At 36.4% G+C, this 20,274-nt stretch carries 18 protein-coding genes; 16 read left to right on the top strand and 2 right to left on the bottom strand.

The window, feature by feature from the left end:
* Positions 1 to 168 precede the first annotated feature (168 nt).
* From FS486_RS09495 to FS486_RS09455, 11 genes are all read left to right on the top strand, one after another.
* Positions 169 to 1,158, top strand: coding sequence for a PstS family phosphate ABC transporter substrate-binding protein (locus FS486_RS09495; protein ID WP_144511096.1), 990 nt, complete (start codon positions 169 to 171; stop codon positions 1,156 to 1,158).
* Positions 1,159 to 1,237: 79 nt separating this feature from the next.
* Positions 1,238 to 2,185 (top strand): phosphate ABC transporter permease subunit PstC, encoded by a 948-nt coding sequence (gene pstC, locus FS486_RS09490; protein WP_144511095.1) that lies wholly within the window; start codon positions 1,238 to 1,240, stop codon positions 2,183 to 2,185.
* A 1-nt stretch (position 2,186) separates the two neighbouring features.
* A complete protein-coding gene (gene pstA, locus FS486_RS09485; protein WP_144511094.1) occupies positions 2,187 to 3,065 on the top strand; it encodes a phosphate ABC transporter permease PstA in 879 nt (292 codons plus the stop codon).
* Positions 3,066 to 3,085: 20 nt separating this feature from the next.
* On the top strand, positions 3,086 to 3,886 hold the full coding sequence (pstB, locus tag FS486_RS09480) for a phosphate ABC transporter ATP-binding protein PstB (RefSeq protein WP_144511093.1): 801 nt from the start codon (positions 3,086 to 3,088) through the stop codon (positions 3,884 to 3,886).
* Positions 3,887 to 3,905: 19 nt separating this feature from the next.
* Positions 3,906 to 4,565 carry a phosphate signaling complex protein PhoU gene (phoU, locus tag FS486_RS09475; RefSeq protein ID WP_144511092.1) on the top strand — a complete coding sequence of 220 codons (660 nt, stop codon included), beginning with the start codon at positions 3,906 to 3,908 and terminating at the stop codon, positions 4,563 to 4,565.
* A gap of 212 nt (positions 4,566 to 4,777) precedes the next feature.
* The gene (locus FS486_RS09470; protein WP_186321409.1) at positions 4,778 to 11,365 is read left to right on the top strand and encodes a DNRLRE domain-containing protein; all 6,588 of its coding nucleotides are present in this window, start codon (positions 4,778 to 4,780) and stop codon (positions 11,363 to 11,365) included.
* A gap of 12 nt (positions 11,366 to 11,377) precedes the next feature.
* The gene (locus tag FS486_RS09465) at positions 11,378 to 11,911 is read left to right on the top strand and encodes a hypothetical protein (RefSeq protein ID WP_144511090.1); all 534 of its coding nucleotides are present in this window, start codon (positions 11,378 to 11,380) and stop codon (positions 11,909 to 11,911) included.
* Positions 11,912 to 12,035: 124 nt separating this feature from the next.
* Positions 12,036 to 13,094, top strand: a complete 1,059-nt coding sequence (locus FS486_RS09460) for an RHS repeat domain-containing protein (RefSeq protein WP_260858070.1) — start codon at positions 12,036 to 12,038, stop codon at positions 13,092 to 13,094.
* Positions 13,091 to 13,591, top strand: coding sequence for an RHS repeat-associated core domain-containing protein (locus tag FS486_RS20430; RefSeq protein WP_260858069.1), 501 nt, complete (start codon positions 13,091 to 13,093; stop codon positions 13,589 to 13,591). The genes FS486_RS09460 and FS486_RS20430 overlap by 4 nt, the downstream gene beginning before the upstream one ends.
* 202 nt (positions 13,592 to 13,793) lie before the next feature.
* Positions 13,794 to 13,943 (top strand): hypothetical protein, encoded by a 150-nt coding sequence (locus tag FS486_RS20120; RefSeq protein WP_186321408.1) that lies wholly within the window; start codon positions 13,794 to 13,796, stop codon positions 13,941 to 13,943.
* 10 nt (positions 13,944 to 13,953) lie between these two features.
* A complete protein-coding gene (locus tag FS486_RS09455) occupies positions 13,954 to 14,442 on the top strand; it encodes a DUF2247 family protein (protein ID WP_144511089.1) in 489 nt (162 codons plus the stop codon).
* A gap of 479 nt (positions 14,443 to 14,921) precedes the next feature.
* On the opposite strand, the gene FS486_RS09450 is transcribed toward FS486_RS09455, so the two are convergent.
* Together FS486_RS09450 and FS486_RS09445 are read right to left on the bottom strand one after the other, a co-directional pair.
* Complete coding sequence (locus FS486_RS09450) at positions 14,922 to 15,407, bottom strand: endolytic transglycosylase MltG (protein ID WP_144511088.1); 486 nt, start codon at positions 15,405 to 15,407, stop codon at positions 14,922 to 14,924.
* A complete protein-coding gene (locus FS486_RS09445) occupies positions 15,404 to 15,757 on the bottom strand; it encodes a hypothetical protein (protein WP_144511087.1) in 354 nt (117 codons plus the stop codon). Before FS486_RS09445 ends, FS486_RS09450 begins: the two co-directional genes overlap by 4 nt.
* A gap of 175 nt (positions 15,758 to 15,932) precedes the next feature.
* Here FS486_RS09445 and rpmG point away from each other — a divergent pair, with 175 nt between their 5' ends.
* The 5 genes from rpmG (at position 15,933) to FS486_RS09420 (ending at position 20,273) form a co-directional block, all read left to right on the top strand.
* Positions 15,933 to 16,082, top strand: coding sequence for a 50S ribosomal protein L33 (gene rpmG, locus FS486_RS09440; RefSeq protein ID WP_093265860.1), 150 nt, complete (start codon positions 15,933 to 15,935; stop codon positions 16,080 to 16,082).
* 58 nt (positions 16,083 to 16,140) lie between these two features.
* Positions 16,141 to 16,725, top strand: a complete 585-nt coding sequence (locus tag FS486_RS09435) for a 5-formyltetrahydrofolate cyclo-ligase (RefSeq protein WP_144511086.1) — start codon at positions 16,141 to 16,143, stop codon at positions 16,723 to 16,725.
* Between the two features lies 1 nt (position 16,726).
* The gene (locus FS486_RS09430) at positions 16,727 to 16,921 is read left to right on the top strand and encodes a YqgQ family protein (RefSeq protein WP_144511085.1); all 195 of its coding nucleotides are present in this window, start codon (positions 16,727 to 16,729) and stop codon (positions 16,919 to 16,921) included.
* A 222-nt stretch (positions 16,922 to 17,143) separates the two neighbouring features.
* On the top strand, positions 17,144 to 19,048 hold the full coding sequence (locus FS486_RS09425) for an LTA synthase family protein (RefSeq protein WP_144511084.1): 1,905 nt from the start codon (positions 17,144 to 17,146) through the stop codon (positions 19,046 to 19,048).
* A gap of 112 nt (positions 19,049 to 19,160) precedes the next feature.
* Positions 19,161 to 20,273, top strand: a complete 1,113-nt coding sequence (locus tag FS486_RS09420; RefSeq protein ID WP_144511083.1) for a YqgU-like beta propeller domain-containing protein — start codon at positions 19,161 to 19,163, stop codon at positions 20,271 to 20,273.
* Position 20,274 lies beyond the last annotated feature (1 nt).

Here is a 20,274-nt window from a genome sequence, read left to right as displayed (position 1 = left end):
GTCATCCTTTTAGAGGGTGACCAGTTTTTTTGTCTCCAATTTCTCTATTTAATAAGTACCCTCTTTTACAAAACCTTTACATTGCATTCATACCCGCTCAACACAGGACCTTTAAAGTAAATCTTGTAAGACAGAAAAGAAAAACATAACTTTAGGGGGATTTACCTGATGAAAAGCTGGAAGTACTTAATGATGACTACAATGATTGGTTCAGCGCTTGCACTTGGAGCATGTGGAGAAGATTCAACCACAGAAACAACTGACGAAACTGCAACAGAAGCAGCAACAACCGATGAAACTAATGCAGCAGATACTAAAGCAGAGGCTGTCATCGAAGGTAAAGTAGCTGGAGACGGATCAAGTACAGTAGCACCCATAATGGAAGCACTAGTGGAAGAATATGCAGGAGAGCAACCAAAAGTTCAAGTAACAGTAGGTGTATCGGGAACTGGTGGGGGATTTGAAAAGTTCATCGCAGGATCAACTGATTTCTCCAATGCTTCACGTCCCATTAAAGACGAAGAAAAAGAAAAACTTGCTGCAGCAGGTATTGACTTTACAGAATTTAAACTTGCTAACGATGGGTTAACGGTAGTAGTTAGTCAAGTAAATGATTGGGTAGAAGATTTATCGGTTGAAGATTTGAAAAAAATGTGGATTGAAGATGGCTCAACGAAAAAATGGTCGGACATTAATCCGGAATGGCCTGATGAGCAGATTGTATTTTACTCACCTGGTACTGATTCAGGAACATATGACTACTTCGATGAAGTAATCCTAGATGAAGCGGACTTAGTAAAATCTGCAACACTTTCTGAAGATGATAATGTACTAGTACAAGGTGTACAAGGCGATAAAAATGCAATTGGTTTCTTTGGTTATGCTTATTACCTGGCAAACAAAGATACGTTGAAAGCAGTAAAAGTTGATGGTATTGAGCCAAACAATGAAACAATTGAATCTGGTGAGTACACTCCACTTTCACGTCCATTGTTCACATATGTAAAGAATAATGCAATTGCTGAAAACCCAGCATTGTATGATTTCATGAAATATTCGCTTGAAAATGCTGGAGATATGTCAGAAGCAGTTGGGTATGTTCGCCTTCCAGAAGCTGACTATAAAAAAGGTTTAGCTGATTTAGAGGCTTTAAAATAATAGGTCAATCTAAAAAGTAGTGAAATGAGTAGCGTTACTGCTACTCTTTTCTTACGTTTTGGTAAAAGGGGGATTCACCATGGGTCAAAAACAAGTTTCTGATCAACCATCCGTTCAAGAACTAATCGCAAGATCAAGTGGAAAGAAACAAAAGAAAGTGATTGAGAAACTGATTCCAATTATTCTATTGCTTATTGCATCTGTATCGGTATTAACCACATTTGGAATTGTAGGAACACTAATAGTGGAGACAGTTATCTTCTTCTCTGACGTTCCCATTTTAGACTTTCTTTTTGGAACTGAATGGTTTCCATTTGCCAATACAGAACCATTATTCGGGATACTACCCCTTATTGCAGGTACATTAAAAGTTACTGCAATTGCGGTTATTGTAGCCGTACCATTTGGTATTGCGTCGGCGATATTCTTAAGTGAATACGCATCAGATAATACTAGAAGAATTATTAAGCCAGTTTTAGAAGTATTAGCGGGAGTACCTACTATTGTGTATGGATTTTTCGCCTTAACATTTGTAACACCATTATTACAACAGATTATTCCTGATTTGAAAATCTTTAATGCATTAAGTCCTGGGATTGTAGTAGGTATTATGATTTTACCAATGATTGCTTCCTTATCAGAAGATGCGATGTCTTCTGTACCAAACTCGATTCGGGAAGGTGCGCTTGCAATGGGATCAACGAAACTTGAAGTAGCTTTAAAAGTTGTATTGCCAGCTGCTTTATCTGGTATAACTGCTTCTATTGTTCTTGCAATCTCACGAGCTATTGGAGAAACAATGATCGTTTCATTGGCAGGAGGATCTACACCAAAATTCGACTTGAATGTAACTGATTCTATTCAGACGATGACTGCGTATATTGTGCAAGTTTCATCAGGGGATGCAGGGTATGGAACAACTATCTACTACTCTATTTATTCTGTTGGATTTACATTGTTCTTGTTCACACTGTTGATGAACTATTTAGCTCATGTTATTTCGAAAAAGTATAGGGAGGAATATTAAAATGAGATATGTAGATCATGAATCTGTTGTGAAAAGAATGACTTTACGACTTATTGTAAATCGTGTATTTAAAACGATTTTCTTTATCGCTACATTATTCGCCTTACTTGCATTAGGCGTGCTGTTTTATCGAATAATCACGCAAGGAGTCGGTTATTTAACGCCGGAATTTTTCCAAAACTTCGGTTCTCGCTTTCCTGCTAAGGCTGGAATAAAAGCAGCGCTAATCGGCTCTATTTGGTTGATGTGCGTGGTTGCACCAGTATCCATCGTGCTAGGTGTAGGTACAGCAATTTATTTAGAAGAGTATGCGAAGAAAAACAAATTGAATGATTTTATTCGTATGAATATATCCAATTTAGCTGGTGTACCATCTGTTGTTTTCGGTCTACTTGGATTAACCATATTCGTCCGAGCATTAGCATTAGGAAATAGTATTTTAGCTGCAGGATTTACAATGAGTTTGCTAATTTTGCCAGTAATCATCGTTGCTTCCCAAGAAGCAATTCGGGCAGTCCCACAAGATGTAAGAGAAGCATCTTATGGAATGGGGGCTACGAAATGGCAAACGATAACGAAAATTGTTTTACCATCTGCTATACCAGGAATATTAACTGGGGCAATTTTAGCCCTTTCACGTGCAGTCGGTGAAACAGCACCACTCGTAGTTATCGGAATTCCCGTAATTATTCAGTTCCTACCTGAAAATTTACTTAGTCAATTTACAGCCTTACCTATGCAAATTTACGATTGGGCAAAACGTCCACAAGCAGACTTTCAATTTGTTGCTTCTGCAGGAATTCTGGTCTTGATGATGTTTTTAATCATAATGAACTCAATCGCTGTAGTTATCAGAAACAAATTTCAGAAGAGGTATTAAACTAATTAGGGGGAAATAAAATGGTACAAACATTGGAAAAAGGGTCAATCATACAAAAAGAAACATCGAGCATCGTCTATAATACAAAACAGTTAAATTTATGGTATGGGAGTCACCATGCACTGAAAAATATCGATCTGCAAATTAAAGAAAATGAAGTAACCGCAATTATAGGTCCATCGGGTTGTGGGAAGTCGACCTATATCAAAACATTGAATCGTATGGTAGAACTAGTGCCAACTGTGAAAACCTCCGGTGAAATTTTATATCGGGACCGAAATATCTTTGATAACGACTATGGGGTAGAAGAGCTACGTACGAAAGTAGGCATGGTATTTCAAAAGCCCAATCCATTCCCGAAATCGATTTACGATAATATTGCGTATGGTCCTAGAATTCATGGGATCAAAAACAAAAAGATACTTGATCAAATTGTTGAGCAAAGTTTACGTGGAGCGGCAATTTGGGATGAAGTAAAAGATCGCTTGCATGCGAACGCCTATAGTTTGTCTGGTGGACAACAACAACGTATTTGTATCGCGCGTTGCCTTGCAATTGAGCCGGACGTTATATTGATGGATGAGCCAACATCCGCACTTGACCCTATTTCTACTTTAAAGGTGGAAGAGCTTATCCAAGAATTGAAACAAGATTATTCTATTATAATAGTGACGCATAATATGCAACAAGCCGCACGTATTTCTGATAAAACTGCATTTTTCTTAAATGGTGAAGTAGTAGAGTTTGATAATACGGATATTATATTTTCAACACCCGAGGATACACGTACAGAAGATTATATTTCTGGACGTTTTGGATAAGGAAAGGGGCAAATAGAAGATGGTTGCTAGAGAAAAGTTCGATACGGAATTACACAAAGTACAAGATTTATTAGTAGAGCTTAGTAATACTGCGATTAATACGCTTAATCATTCAATGGATTATCTATTAGGAAATGATATTGAAGGTGCTCTGACAGTGATTAATAACGATATTCATATTAATCATATGGAAGAAGAAATCAATGATCGCGTTATTTTATTAATCGCAAAACAACAGCCAGTCGCAACGGATTTAAGAAGATTAATGGTGCTAGTGAAAATTGCTTCTGATATGGAGCGAATTGGCGATTACGCAGTTAATATTGCAAAAGAAACGATTCGCATTGGTAAAGATGAGCATATAGCGCCAATACATTTATTGGATGAAATGCGTGTAAAAACAATAGCTATGTTAAAAAACGTACTGGATGCATTTATCCATGAAAATATGGATGAGGCAAAGAAAATTGCGAAACAAGATGATGAAATAGATGAGCTATATGGTCATGCGATCCGCACTTTGCTTAAGGTTGGGGTAGAGAAGCCTGAACAGCTCAGCCAAGTGACACAATTATCGTTTGTTTGTCGTTATTTAGAAAGATCCGCAGACCATGCGACGAATTTAGCAGAGCGTCTATTATACTTACTCAAAGGAAAGCATTATGGGCTAAATAATTAAAATTCTAAAAAATAAAAAATCGGAAAATGCCAAATTGGATATTTTCCGTTTTTTTTTTTTGCTTTTTCTCATGAAATTAAAAATGCAAAGGGAAAATGTGGTTCTAAAGGAATACATTTATCCTAACAAATTCTCACAAAAAAGTTTATACCAAAGGGTAGGGAAGATATTCTTATCCAAGTTATAAAAAACTTTTAGGAGGTATGAGAGAATTGCAACATAAAATATTTACCAAATGGTTAGCGAATATTTTAGTAGTAGTTTTAATTTTTACATCTATCCCTATTACTAATTTAGTAGTAAATGCGGAAGAAAATACGGAGATAGAAATCGAAGAAACACCGACTTTGATTAATCCAGATGAACTACCGACCATCGCATCCGGAGAGGCTCCCCGCTTCGAAAAGACGGAACCAAAAGAAGTAATGGAACTTCGAACGGAATCGTCTCAAGTCATCGACAATGGAGATGGTACATATTCGATGGACATGTTCCAAGAACCTGTATTCAGAGAAAACAACGGAAAATGGAAAGACATTCAGCCTAAACTAAAAAAACAGAAGGCTGGGAAATTTTTTTCAAGTGAATCGAATGATGAACTCGCGACTGAAAATACATTGCTCGATATCCGTTTTTCCCCCAAAATGAATAAAAACAAATATGCTGTTCTCGCTTATAAGGAACATACATTGGGTTACACATTTCGTGAGGCAACAGGGGAAAAAGGTGTTCAAAAAGTAAAAAACACAGCCGCATCCTATGAGGAAAATAAGATTTTCTATCGGGATGTTATCCCAGGTCTGACTTTACGAAACATCGTATTCGATGAATCAGTAAAGGAAGATATTATTCTGAGTCATTATAACGGCACGAACAACTATCATTTCTTTATGGAAACAGACCTGACAGCACAGATAGAAGACAATGGGTCTATTACGTTTAGAGATCAACAGAACGAGATTATCTACATATTGCCTAAGCCCTTCATGACAGATTCGAAAATCAACCCCGAATCAGCGGAACCCCAGCGTTCAGACAATGTTCACTTTGAGCTTAGTAAAGAGAAAAAAGGATATGCTTTCACGGTCGTTGCAGACGAAAATTGGCTAAAGGATCCAGAAAGAGTGTACCCTGTTTATATCGATCCAACAACAAAGGTACAAGCCAATCAAGATGCTTCCGTGTCTTCTGCTTATCCGAATGCCAATTACGGGTCGGACTGGGACGCTGGTCTTGGAGCTTATATCTTAAAAGCAGGAAATTATAGCTCTGCAACGGGCGAAAATTTTGCTTATATAAAAACACCTACACCATCGTTGCCATATGCAACAATCGAAACCGCAATATTCAACATATACAACGTCCATTCTTACTACCCTTCCACTCTGACAGGCATTTGGCTTGACCGAGTGAACGGTTCATGGGACGAGTCATCTATCACATGGAATAACAAACCTGCCTCTTCTTTGTTTACCTCTACAAGTGTTTATAAAGGGAAATGGGCTACATTCAATGTAAAAAACGCAGTAAATGATTGGATGAAAGGAACTACTCCCAATAATGGATTTAAACTGCACACGAATGGAAATGGCCAAACATTTTGGAAAAAGTTTTACTCATCCGAGCATAGTGTGGCAGACTATCGTCCACATTTGAATATCTCCTATTTCTATACCTCCCCAAGTAATCTAGCAGCAGAAACAACTAGCTTAGGAGATGGGACAGGATATATCGATTTAAAATGGGACGCTGTTGCGGGGGCGTCTAGCTACAATATTTGGATGTTCGACGGAAACGAATATAAGTCCATCAATGTAGGGAAAAGCACGACATGGTCTACAAAAGACAAATCTGTCTGGCCACAGGTTGGTGCAAACCTTCCGGTGAATCCCCAATCCGTTTACCGTGCTTCTGGAGGGACAACCTATAACGACCGAACGAACTATGCCATATCGGTAAGTGCTGTATTTGCAAACGGGGAAAGCCCGAAAGCAAATCCGATAGTACCGACTATTCCAAACTTAACGATGCCTAAAGCTCCTACTGGTGTTGCCTACAGCAACCAAGTTGGAACAAATTCTGGTTATATCAATTTGGAATGGGAACCGGTAACAGGAGCTGCAGGCTACAAAGTCTGGATGTTTAATGGATTAAGCTATGAAGCATTTGACGTAAAGAATACAACGAATTGGACAACCCAAAACAAAGGGATTTGGCCAACTGATACCGAAATTACTAACGGAAGCTCGACCACGTTGAAGCTTCATCAAGATGGCAAAGGGGTTGAGTTGCCACTAGATCCTTCCCCGATGTATGCCAAAATGGGAACCAAATATGCTACATCCAAAACCTACTTTTTCCGTGTAAGTGCGTACAATGCAGATGGAGAATCGGTCTTTTCGAAAGACATATTCACCACCAAAATGCCTAAAGGAACTGAATTTTTAGGGGTAGAAGATTATTGGACGATGATCGGTGTTCCAAATGGTGCGGTCAACGCAGCGACAGGGAACCTCTTGTTAAGTGAAAGCGATGTTGCCATCCCTGGCACTGGACCGGGTCTTGGAATAACGAGAGCGTATAATAGTCTTTCTCCAACCGTAGGTATATTCGGCAAGGGATGGCATAGTAACGTAGAGATGAGCGTGGTTCCACAAGGACAAGATGCAAAGTTCACCGATGAAGATGGAACGATTCATCTTTTCAAGAAGCAAATTAATGGAACGTATCAAGCTCCTACAGGAGTCTATCTTGAATTAACAGAAACAACAAATCAATATGAGCTAAAAGCTAAAGATCAAACAATCTATTATTTTACGAAGAGCAGCGGAAAACTAAGTAAGATAACGGATGGCCATGAAAATTCAACCGATTATTTATTTACAACGAACCAAATAACCATAAAAGAATCATTTAAAGACACATCCAAGAATGCTTCAGCTCGTCAAATAAGCCTCTCGCTCGATGCAAACGGACGCGTGGAAAAGATAACGGACCCACTTCAACGACCGATTACAGTTGACTATCAACAAGATAAGCTTGTAAAAGTAACTGACAGTAGTGGGCAAGTGACACAATATGAATATGATACAAACAAAGATTTAGTGAAATTATACGAGCCGAGACATTTAGATCAGAATGAAACAAAGAGTATTCCGATTATCACCACGTATGAATATGACAACGACCGATTGAAAAAAATAACGGATGCTAAAAATAACCTATATTCCTTAGATTATGAGCCATCCAAAAAACAATTGACCCTAACCAAGCCAAATAATAAAAAAGCACAATATACATTTAACGAAGCCGGAAATCCAATTCAGCAAATAGGTGATGTTGGCGGCTTGAATCTTATAACTAGCTATGTGTATGAAGGAAACAACCTACTTGAAGTTAAAGAACCTAAAGATCAGGATGCTACTACTGCAACGGAAACATACAAGTATGATGGTGACGGAAACATGACTAATGTCTCCATTAACAAAGGTGAAATGAAGTATGAGTATGTTTATAATGGAAATAATGATGTCATATCATCCACATCCATGGAAAATTCAGGGGAAAAGAAAACCACTTATGCATATAACGGGTTAGATCCAGTTTCGGAAACGGATCAAAGTGGTAAAGTTTCTTCTGTTACTAAATATGATTCATCAGGGAATGTACTTGAATCAAGTGATTCTCTAAGTGCAGCTACAAACTTAGTGGCCAATAACAGTTTTGAAAAAGGCACTGTTTCCTGGGTAATAGAACAGAAAAGCAATGACAGTTCCATGACAATTGACCCGAACGCATCAAACGGGATAATGGGAAAACAAGGGTTAAAGCTACAAGTGAAACCTGTTACAATAAACTATAAAAATGGATATGTGGCAGCAGTCCAAGAAATTGCAGTTGAAGCAGGTAAAACTTACACTTTAAGCGGAAAAGTAAAAACAGAGTTAACCAAAGCAAACACATTCTTTAAAGTGCAGTTTTTGGATAGCCAAAATAAATTAATATCAGAGATGGATAATCGATACAGCAAACTTGCAGGAAAAAGATCGTGGACCGATCGCCAACTGACTTTTAAAACGCCTAATAATGTTACAAAAACCAAAATCTACTTAGCGGTGGAACATAAAGATGCTACCGCTTCAGGAGATGCATGGTTTGATGCAATCCAATTAGAAAAGGCGGAAGTTTCTTCTAGCTATAACCCGATTATTAACAGTAGCTTTGAGAATGGAACGTCTGATTGGGTAGGTACTGGTGGAACGACCGTTGTGAATGCTTTTGATGGAAGCAAATCATTGGAACTAACAAGATCTAATAGCACACAAGGACCTTTAGTATACAATCAAACATTCGATATAAGACAAGCTTCTACGGACAAACCAATTCCCATAACGTTGACTGGGTTATCGAAAGCAGCTAACGTAAAAGTGAATGGTACAGGCGATAAAAGTTATTCCATTGCTGCAACAGTAACTTATACGGACAATACAGCGAAAATCTTTACGATGGATTTCCCTAGCGGCACACAGGATTGGAATCGTTCTGCTATTCATATCCCAGCTGACAAACCAATCCATGAAATCAATGTTTCGCTCAATTTTAAAGGAGCATATACTGGTACCGTTTGGTTTGATGCAATCCGAATAATGGAAGGTTCGATTGTTACCAAACATAAGTATGACGGTCACGGATACCAGAATGAAACAGAAGATGAATTAGGTTATAAGATAGCCAGTTTGTATGATGAAGTTGGAAACAAGAAAGAAGAAACAGATGCAAAAGGTTTTAAGAAGTCTTTCAAATATGATTACTCGGATCGCTTAGAAAAGCTAGCCCTGGAAAACGGAACTTCCGTTGACTACCAGTACGATAAAAATGGCAATATGAAAGCTAAGTCCATTACCGATTCATTCGGTAAAACGCAACAGTTCAACTATGAATATGATGCGTTGGACAGGCTGATTAAAACAACTGGACCATTGAATGATATCGTAAGTACTATATACAATGATCAGGGTAATAAGACAACAACAACCCTGCCAAACAAAAATATGATTGAACAAACGTATGACGGAGTAGATAGGCTATCTAGTATTTCTTATAACAATGAACGATTCTACAGTTTTGCCTATGATGAAAAGAAAAACAAGGAATCGGTTACGTATGTAAAAGAAGCCAGAATAAAAGAAAAGACATTTGATGATACAGACCGTTTAATCACCTTTACGGATCGTGGGGGACTTCAGCAGTGGAACTATCCACGGGATTCTGATAAGTTGACAAGTTTCACCTTCTCTCAAGGTGGATTTACTCAAACTAATAACTACACGTATAATCAACTAGACCAGAACACAGTCGTAACGGCTGGGGGTTACACGTATCGTTTCGACTATGATGAAAAAGGAAATATTCAAACTTTCATTACAGGTAATGGTACAGGGTCAACATTCAACTATGATGATCGTGGATTAGTAACGAATCTAAGTATAGGTACTGAAGATGGTTCAGATATCTTAACAGAAAAGTACAGCTATGACGCAAACGGAAACCGTACTCAAATAGCGTACCCTAATGGCGAATCAACCTCCTACGAGTATGATAAACTAAATCAACTTACGAAGGAAACCTTGCCAAAGGGCAAAATGATCGAATATGATTATGACGGTTTCGGCAACAGAAAATCAGTCAAAACTACCGAAAATGGGCAAACCACAAGTAAAATTGCAACTTACAATATCGCGAACCAATTAGAACAATTTGATGGTGATATTATTAAGTATGATGCGAATGGAAACCGAATGTCTGATGGGAAGCATAGTTATAAATGGGATGCAGCTGATCGGTTAATTTCTGTTACAAAATTAGGAGAAACTACTCCGTTTGCCACTTATAAATACGATGAGGATGGTAAGCGAATTCAGAAGAATGTAAATGGAGTAATCACTAATTTCCATTATGATGCAGACAGTATTAATGTCCTCTATGAAACTGACGGGCAAAATAACGTAATACGTAATTATACGTATTCAGAAAATGGCCAATTGCTTTCGATGAAGAAAGGAACACAAACCTTCTTCTATAATTATAATGCTCATGGAGATGTCATAGCTTTAACAAATCAAAGTAGTCAAATAGTGGCAACTTATAAATACGATGCATGGGGTAATATACTAGAAGCAGATGAAACTAACCAAGTGAATGATAACTCTTATAGATATGCGGGTTATCAATACGACCAAGAAACAGGATTGTATTACTTAATTGCTAGATACTATCAGCCAGAACAGGGTGTATTTTTATCTCTTGATCCTTATGCAGGAGATAATGATGATATGCTTTCACAAAATGGATATACTTATGCTAATAATAATCCTGTGATGCTTGTAGATCCAGATGGTCAACTTGTACGACTTGTCAGAGTGTTAGGACCGTCTGTATTTAAACTTATAAAAAATACTAAAAAGGTTAAAGTGAAGAGTAAGCCCAAAGGGTATTTAGGTAAATTACCAGGTCAAGGCACAGTGGACGCAGGTGTAAAAGGTGCGCCTAAGGTAGATGCAGGAAAACAAGGTAAGCATGTACCAGGTCATGGTAATAATGTTTCGACAAAATCTCAATGGAAAAAGGGACAGAATGGTGTCCAATACACTCAGGAAGCTTGGATGAAGGGCACTGTAGTAAAACCAGATGGAAGTGTAAAAATTTATGATTTTGGCAAACCAGTTGGTCCGAATGGGGCAACCAAGGTCAAAGTTCATTTAGATAAGAAGGGTAATATTCACGGATATCCCATAAAATAAAGGAGGCATCAAATGATGGAAGATTTACTAAATAAAATTGAGAAATTATATGGCAAAGGCGACTTTCAATATGTTCTAGCAAAATATGTAGATAAGGAATATTGGTTTAGTAAAATTAGTGAAGAGTTAGAAAATATTATTATCGATAATATCACAGATTTTAGCTATTCTACAAGTTTTACTTATTTTATTCAATCTTCTTCAAATCCAAATTCAAGGATTGGTAGTGACGAATTTACCGAGAACCTTAAGAAAGTTTCTGAGTTAAATGGAGTAATGGTATTAATTTCTGTAATTGCTCCGTATTCAGTGGTGAAATATGTTAAATATCAAAACAAGGATGATGCTATTCTATTGCATGAGCAATATGCTCCGTTGGATAAAGAAACAGAGCGAATCGGTAAGGGTATTTTGGAATTACTTAAAAGAAACGAGATAAAAAATCTCGATAAAAATATCTTGGATGTCGAAGTGCCGAATGTTAAATTAGAATTAAAAGAGAATAACGTTACGGTATATAACTGTATTTTTGAGGACAATTATTAGATGTTTAAACCTTGACAGGCTTTTTGCCTTTCAGGGTTTCTTGTTATCAAGATGACTTTTAGGTAATAGATTTAATCAAAATTATGGTACATCTATTGTTTACCAGTACGATAAAAATGGCAATATGAAAGCTAAGTCAATTACCGATTCATTTGGAAAAACGCAACAGTTCAACTATGAATATGATGCGTTGGACAGGCTGATTAAAACAACCGGACCGTTGAATGATATCGTAAGTACTTTGTACAATGACCAAGAAAATAAGACAACAACAACTTTACCGAATAAAAACCTGATTGAACAAACGTATGACGGAGTAGATAGGCTATCTAGTATTTCTTATAACAATGAACGATTCTACAGTTTTGCCTATGATGAAAAGAAAAACAAAGAATCGGTTACGTATGTAAAAGAAGCTAGAGTAAAAGAAAAAACATTTGATGATACAGACCGTTTAATCACCTTTACGGATCGTAGCGGGCTTCAGCAGTGGAACTATCCACGGGATTCCGATAAGTTGACAAGTTTCACCTTCTCTCAAGGTGGATTTACTCAAACTAATAACTACACGTATAATCAATTGGACCAGAACACAGTCGTAACGGCTGGGGGTTACACGTATCGTTTCGACTATGATGAAAAAGGAAATGTTCAAACTTCCATTACAGGTAATGGTACAGGGTCAACATTCAACTATGATGATCGTGGATTAGTAACGAATCTAAGTATAGGTACTGAAGATGGTTCAGATATCTTAACTGAAAAGTATGATTATGACGCAAACGGAAACCGTACTCAAATAGCGTACCCTAATGGCGAATTAACCTCTTACGAGTATGATGTACTTCATCAACTTACAAAGGAAACCTTGCAAGAAGGAAAAACTATCGAATATGCTTATGACAGATTTGGCAACAGAAAGTCAGTCAAAACTACTGAAAACGGGCAAACGATAAGTAAAATTGCAACTTACAATATCGCGAACCAATTAAAACAATTTGATGATGAAACAATTGAGTATGATCTAAACGGTAATCGAACGTCTGATGGTAAGCATAGTTATAAATGGGATGCAGCTAATCGTTTAATCTCTGTTACAAAGCTAGGAGAAACTACCCTTTTGCCACATATAAATACGATGAAAGTGGAAAACGAATCCAGAAAAATGTCAATGGGGTTGTGACTAACTACCATTATGATGGGGACAGCATAAACGTCTTGTATGAAACAGACGGTCAAAATAACGTTGTTCGTTCTTACACGTATTCGGTAAGTGGGCAATTACTTGCGATGAAGAAAGGGACACAAACCTTCTTCTATCATTATAATGCACATGGAGATATTATTGCCTTAACAGATCAGAATGACGAGAAGGTTTCGACTTATGCATACGATGCATGGGGCAATGTATTGGAAGTAGATGAAGCGGAACAAGTCAAGGACAATCCTTATAGATATGCCGGATACCAGTATGATCATGAAACCAGGTTGAATTATTTGATTGCGCGATATTACCAACCTGAACAGGGTGTTTTCTTATCTTTTGACCAAGACCCAGGGGATAGAGATGACATGCTTTCTCAAAATGGATTTACTTATGTAAATAGTAATCCAGTAATGTTCAAAGACCTAGATGGAAATGCGCGAATAGCAGCTGGAGTCAGATTAAAGCTATTCTAGGTATAGGAAAGAAAAAAGATAATAAGAAAAAAACTGGTAAGGCTTTTAAGTTGATGACACCAACTGAAGCTTCTAAAAAAATTTATAATGCTGAACGAGAAGGTACAGCGTTAACCAAGACTGACCCATCGCATAGTGCGGCAAGTATGTTAACTAGACAGCAAAAGGGAAAACGTACGCTCTTAAAGGTGGGGATAAAAAAATGAACACTTTGCTTCAAGTTGAGGGAGAATTAAGTGGTAAAAAGGGAATTTACAAATACATTTTGACTCCTGGAAATAAAGTATCACATCAACGCTTTATACAAGGTGGTAAGTACACCGGTACTCCAAATCAAAAAGTTCCGAAATGAGGGGAATATTATGAGTACACTGCAAATTGAACTTAGATATGAATATATTTCGAAATTCGTTAAATTAACTTGGGGTGATATTTTATATGGCATAAATAATAATATTTTCTCAGACGAAGTTGCCATAAAACATGCAGTTGCAGAAATAGAAAAAAATGAAAAGCAGCCTAACGAGGTGATAGAATTAGCCTACCTTTTTCAAGGAGAATCAATACATCCATATATTGGAAAACTAGGGAATAATAATCTTGACGAAGAATCGTCAAAAGAAAAACTTCTGTTTATTTTGTTGAAATGGTTGTTTGAAAATAAAGAACTTATTCCAGAACCATTTAAAGCAGTTGCAGAAATCTATGCTGACTTTGATTATCCAGAGGAAATTTCTAAGTTCGTTTACTATATGCCATTACAAGATGGTGAATCAGGTGGAAATGCCTATTTATTAAACCAATGGGAGAAATACCTTGTTGCTAAAAACCGATACTTTTCCAATATTTAGCTTTGCATGATGCAGAATTAAAGGACCAAAAACAATTTTTAGTTGATTCTTTAGAAACTAGGCTGGGATTAGTATTTTATATGGATTAATTAACTTAATTTAATGCTCTTCTAGGGTATAAGTATAAGGAGAATTATTGGCGGATACAACTGCTTTCTTTGATTCTTTAATCCATTATTAGAGCGAAGAATAGGACTTTCTAAACAATTGTAGGTTCTTTAAGATCTTTGAAGAACAATAAGTGTCAAATAATCCAAACCATTTAGATGAGGATTATTTGACGTTTTTTTATTCTTATGTAACCTGTATTTTACTGTATATTAGGATTTACTTACAAGGTCCCTTACCCATGACGACAGTCATGACCCACATTTCTCTAAAATAATCGGTTATCATATAGTCTAGGTCTGTCCAGAACGCTTAGAAAACGATAGAAACAAATTTTGCACTTAAGCGTTTTTTGCGTTGCTTGTTTCTTCCTATTGTCTAGTAATTTTTTCAGCAATCTGTTTAATGGTCATAGTCGAATTTAAATCGTATTCCCCAATTTGAATTTTTCCAGATAAGTTTTGAGCAGTTAAATAATCCTCGAAATCCAGCTTATTGCGAATAATTCCCGCGCTTTCCAATGTCGTGCTAATATCCTTCGAAGTCATCCCAGATTGAATGATTAAAACAGTGCTTTTTTCAGGAGCAGATACGTCAGTAGGTTTTTCATCAACCTCAGCCCGTTTTGTCGACTCGGTTTCTTGAGGCGCTTGTTTTTGGGCATTTTCCAAATCGATTTGAAGTTGTGCTAACTGGCTTTTCACATTTGTAAGCTCTTGTTGTGCTTGTTCATACGATTGATGTGAAACTCTGTTTGAAGAAGTGGTTTCACCGTCGTCTATTATATGCTGTACTTGAAATGCAGTACCTGCTAAAAACAACCCTGCTCCGAAAAATCTGATTGCGGCTTTATTCACCCTCTGCCACCACCTATCACTGACTTGACTTCTTCTACAGAAAGGGAGGAGCGTTTACTAATTTCTTTTAACGAATACCCTTGCTTATGTAACTCTAATACTTGACTCTTAATAATTTCATGAATACCTTGCTTTGCTTGTACCTTTTTAGGAATAGTTGTTTTTGCTGTTTCGATTAATAGTTCTTCCTCTATTACTTTTAATCTTCGTTTTATAGCACTGTTTTCTTGATATAATGTGAAAGAAAGTTCCTCCACTTCGGCTTCCACTTTTTTACTCGAATCCTTCAAGAAAAAGGAAAGGAGGATTAATAATATACCGATAATCATAATGATGACAGAAAAATCCATTGCATTCACCTCTATTTAGTAAGTTCTTCTACTCATACTACCATATCCAAAAAAACTTTGAAGAATTTCTTGTGTAAATTGTAGATTTTCTCTGATTGTATGCTATAATTGGTTAGTCGTATAAATCATGCTCAAGTTTTATATTTAATCCTGGCAAAGAGTGGGAGGGACAACCATGCGCGTTAATATTACATTAGCTTGTACAGATTGCGGAGAGCGCAACTATATTTCTAAGAAAAACAAGCGTAACAATCCAGAACGTCTTGAACTTAAAAAATATTGCTCACGTGAAAAGAAATCAACTCTTCATAGAGAAACTAAATAATAACTTAAACCAAAACCACATAAGGTTTTGGTTTTTTCTATTGTCTGGAGGGAATGTTTTGTCGAAATTAGACCAAAGAAAGAATATGAAAGACCGATTAGCTGAATTGAAAATGGATTTATATTCGGCCTACTCTAAAGAAATTGAAAATCACTTTTTAATAGAAGAGAATGTACAAAATGCATCGGTTATCGGTATGACTATTTCTTCTTTTCCTGAAGTGGATACAAAGGGAATCATCCAACAGCTATGGAAAATGGGGAAAACTGTCGTCGTACCAAAATGTACTTCTAAGGATCGCTCCATGACATTTTATAAAATAGAGAGCTACGACCAATTAGAAACTGTTTATATGCAGCTACTAGAGCCTAATCCTCTTTTAACGACAAAAGTTGCAAGAGAAGAAATCGATTTGCTTGTAGTACCTGGTATTGTGTATAGTAAAAAAGGTTGCCGAATTGGGTATGGTGGCGGTTATTATGACCGTTTTTTGATGAATTATGCTGGGCAAACAATGTCGCTGGCATTTGACTTTCAAATAGTTGAGAAAGTAATGCGAGAGCCATTTGATTTACCTGTGGATACTATTATTACAAACAAAGAAATTATTCCATGTAAAAGGAATCGCGAAAAGGAAGTATAAGATGAACTCAGTATATGACGTTATGCAGTTATTGAAACGTTTTGGTATATATGTATATACGAAAGATCGGCTAGCTGATCTAGAAATGATGGAAGAGGAGATAAAAGAGCTCTACCGTATGCAAATAATTGAAGCAACAGATTTTCAAATAGCGTTATTATTGTTGAGACAAGAACAGGGTAAATACAAGCGATAGGAAGCGACAGATTGGATGAAAATCTGTCGTTTTTTTATTATTGTTAAAAAAAAGAAACTTTTTAGGTGTACAACCGTCTAATAAGGGGTATGAGTTTGTAAGAGTGATAAGTTTTATTCTCAATCCTTTTCATTGTTATTGATTTATCATGAGGAAAGGATTAAGATATACTCTGTGACTTTTATTCATACTATAAAGAGTGAAAAAGGGGAGGATGTAGGCGTGAGGAAGAAAAACTGGCCAACACATTCTATTCTTGTTTTAGCTATTGTGGCCACTTGGATAAAAACCTATATTGTTTACCACACAAGCTTTGATATGAAAATCGAGAATATAATGCAACAAGTAATATTATTTATTAATCCGCTTAGTTTTCTTTTGTTTATTTATGGACTTTCACTATTTTTTAAAAATCCTAAAGTCAGAAATAGATATATTGCCATTGTTAGTTTTATTCTTTCTGCGGTGTTGTATGCCAATGCTGTGTTCTATCGATTTTTTACAGATTTTATTACACTACCTGTATTGTTTCAGACAAGCAATTTTGGGGATCTTGGAACATCAGCAGCAGAGAGCGTTTATTTGACGGATATTTTCTATTTCACAGATGTCGCACTCATTTTAATTGCAATTAAATGGATGAAGATTGGAAAAACAGTAACGCTTATTAAGCCTGCTGTTAGGAGAGCCTATTTTGTTTTAACTGCAGCTATTTTATTTTTAAATTTAGGATTATCTGAAATTGAAAGACCACAACTATTAACAAGAAGTTTTGACCGTGAAATGTTGGTAAAAAACATTGGATCATACAACTATCATTTATATGATTTGTATATTCAATCTAAATCCCATGCACAGCGGGCGCTTGCTGATGGAAGTGAGTTAGTGGAAGTAAATAACTATGTTAGTTCAAACCAAGCAGAGCCAAATGAAGAAATGTTTGGACTTGCAAAAAATCGTAATTTAATCGTTATTTCTATGGAGTCATTACAAAACTTTGTTATTAATAATGATATGAACGGTCATGAAATTACCCCATTTTTAAATTCCTTAACGAAAGACAAAGACACATTTTATTTTTCAAACTTCTACCATCAAACGGGACTAGGAAAAACATCCGATTCTGAGTTTTTAGTAGAAAATTCCCTTTATCCATTAGGGGGAGGAGCAGTATTTTTTACCCATAGTGGAAACAAGTTCAACTCAATGTCACAGAGCTTAAATGAGCAAGGATATTTTACGAATGTCATGCATCCGAACAATAAAAGTTTTTGGAATCGTGATATGATGTATCAAGCGCTTTCCATTCAAAAATTTTATGATGTAAATAGTTATGTAGTAAAAGATGAAGACGCAGTAAACTGGGGTATGAAAGACATTCCGTTCTTTGAGCAATCAGTTTCATTGATGAAGGATATGCCGCAGCCATTTTATTCGCGTTTGATCACTTTAACGAATCACTATCCATTTGACTTGGATGAAGAAGATCAGTTCATCCCACCATACGATTCCAATTCGCGCACATTAAATAAATATTTTCAAACTGTCCGATATATGGATGAAGCTTTGAAAACATTCTTTGATGAATTGAAAGAGTCAGGTTTATATGATAATTCCATTATTGTGATGTATGGTGATCATTATGGTATTTCCGAAAATCATAATAAGGCAATGTCCCAGTATTTAGAGAAAGAAATTACTCCATATGAAACTGCTAAATTACAACGTGTTCCATTCTTTATCCATATTCCTAATAGCGGAAAGGGTGAAGAGGTTACAGAAACTGCTGGACAAATAGATATACGGCCTACTATTTTGCATTTACTTGGCGTGCAAACTGCTAAAGATATGCAATTGGGTGCAGACGTATTCTCTAATGAGCACGAAGATTTTACTGTTTTCCGAAATGGTGGATTTGTTACAGATAAATTAGTATTTGCTAATAACGCATGTTACAACAATGACACTGGAGAAGAAATAGATATAGAAAACTGTCAACCGTATATTGATCGAGCTACACAAGAACTTGGCTACTCCGATCAAATTATAAACGGTGATTTGCTTCGATTCTATGATTTAAAAACGGGAAATCTGTTAATAGATGAAGCAGCGAAAAAGAACCCATAAAAAAAGCACAGACGTTAATTGTCTGTGCTTTTTTATGAAACAAATAGGCGAGTAATACGTCTTATTGTATTAGGGTCCACTTACTATACTGAAATAAGAAGGGGGGAGTCGATTGAAAAAGGTTATTATACTTATTTTATGTCTATTTTTCCTACAGGCATGTAGTGAAAATAGTACCAAAGTGGATGATGTAGGGACGAGCATTACGACAGAAGTACCGCCCACTGTTCCGAGCGATGTTGCAACTAGCCCTTCTAAAAAGATTCCTTCTTTAGAGTTAAACCGCTCAGTATTTAATAGTGTTATTGGTTGGTTATCTGATGATGAGGTCCTATTCATATTAATGGAAAAAGGTGAATGGACTGTTCAATCCTATACATTGTCGACGGAAACTTGGAAAACTATTTATAAAACGACGACCCCCATTATACAAGGTGAAATTCATCCGGATAAAGAAATGATTCTATTACATACATCAAATAATTCCTCATCCGCAGAAGTTGTTTTACTAAATAAGAATGGAACTGTATTGGAAAGTTTATTTTTTGAATCTGCAGAAATATATATGAATTGGAATCCAACAAATTCTAACTTGCTATTATTTTCCACGTTTTATGAAGATTGGACTTATAATACATTTGTCTATGATGGAACAACCCAAGATTTGAAGGCAATAGACGTAGACAATCCATTTGTTAAATGGTATGATGACCGTCGTTTAATGGTTTTTAACTGGGCAGAAAGTAGTCTGGATGGAAGTGAGCTGCTCTTATATTCATGGAAAGATGGTTCGGAAAAAAGCACAGGTATGAAGCATGTATTAGATGTTCAGAACTTTGGAGAAAGCATGCTCTATGTGACAATAAACGAAACGCAAAAACAATTCGAGTATCGTTTAGAAGATAAAAAAACGAATGTCAAATTTGAATGGTACTCGCCTGCTGTTAGTAATTATTCAGAATGGGTAATTCCAACTCTATCCTCTACTCAAGAAGGGCAAATAATTGCCATACAATCTAGTGTGGCTGGAAATGTCGATGATTTGAATATGAAGAGCATTTTGTCAAAGATTTCATTAAACGGTGAAAAACGACTAGGAGAAATAATGGAACAACCGTTAGATTGTTCGCCAAACGGAGAAGTTTGTTTAGGAGGGTACGAAAAGGAAAATTGGATTCAATTGGTTCCTTTCAAAGAACAGACATGGATAGAATTGAAAGAATAGA

Source organism: Bacillus sp. FJAT-22090 (assembly GCF_007676755.1).
Classification (GTDB): Bacteria; Bacillota; Bacilli; order Bacillales_A; family Planococcaceae; genus Psychrobacillus.
This window is presented reverse-complemented; position numbering and strand designations above follow the sequence as displayed.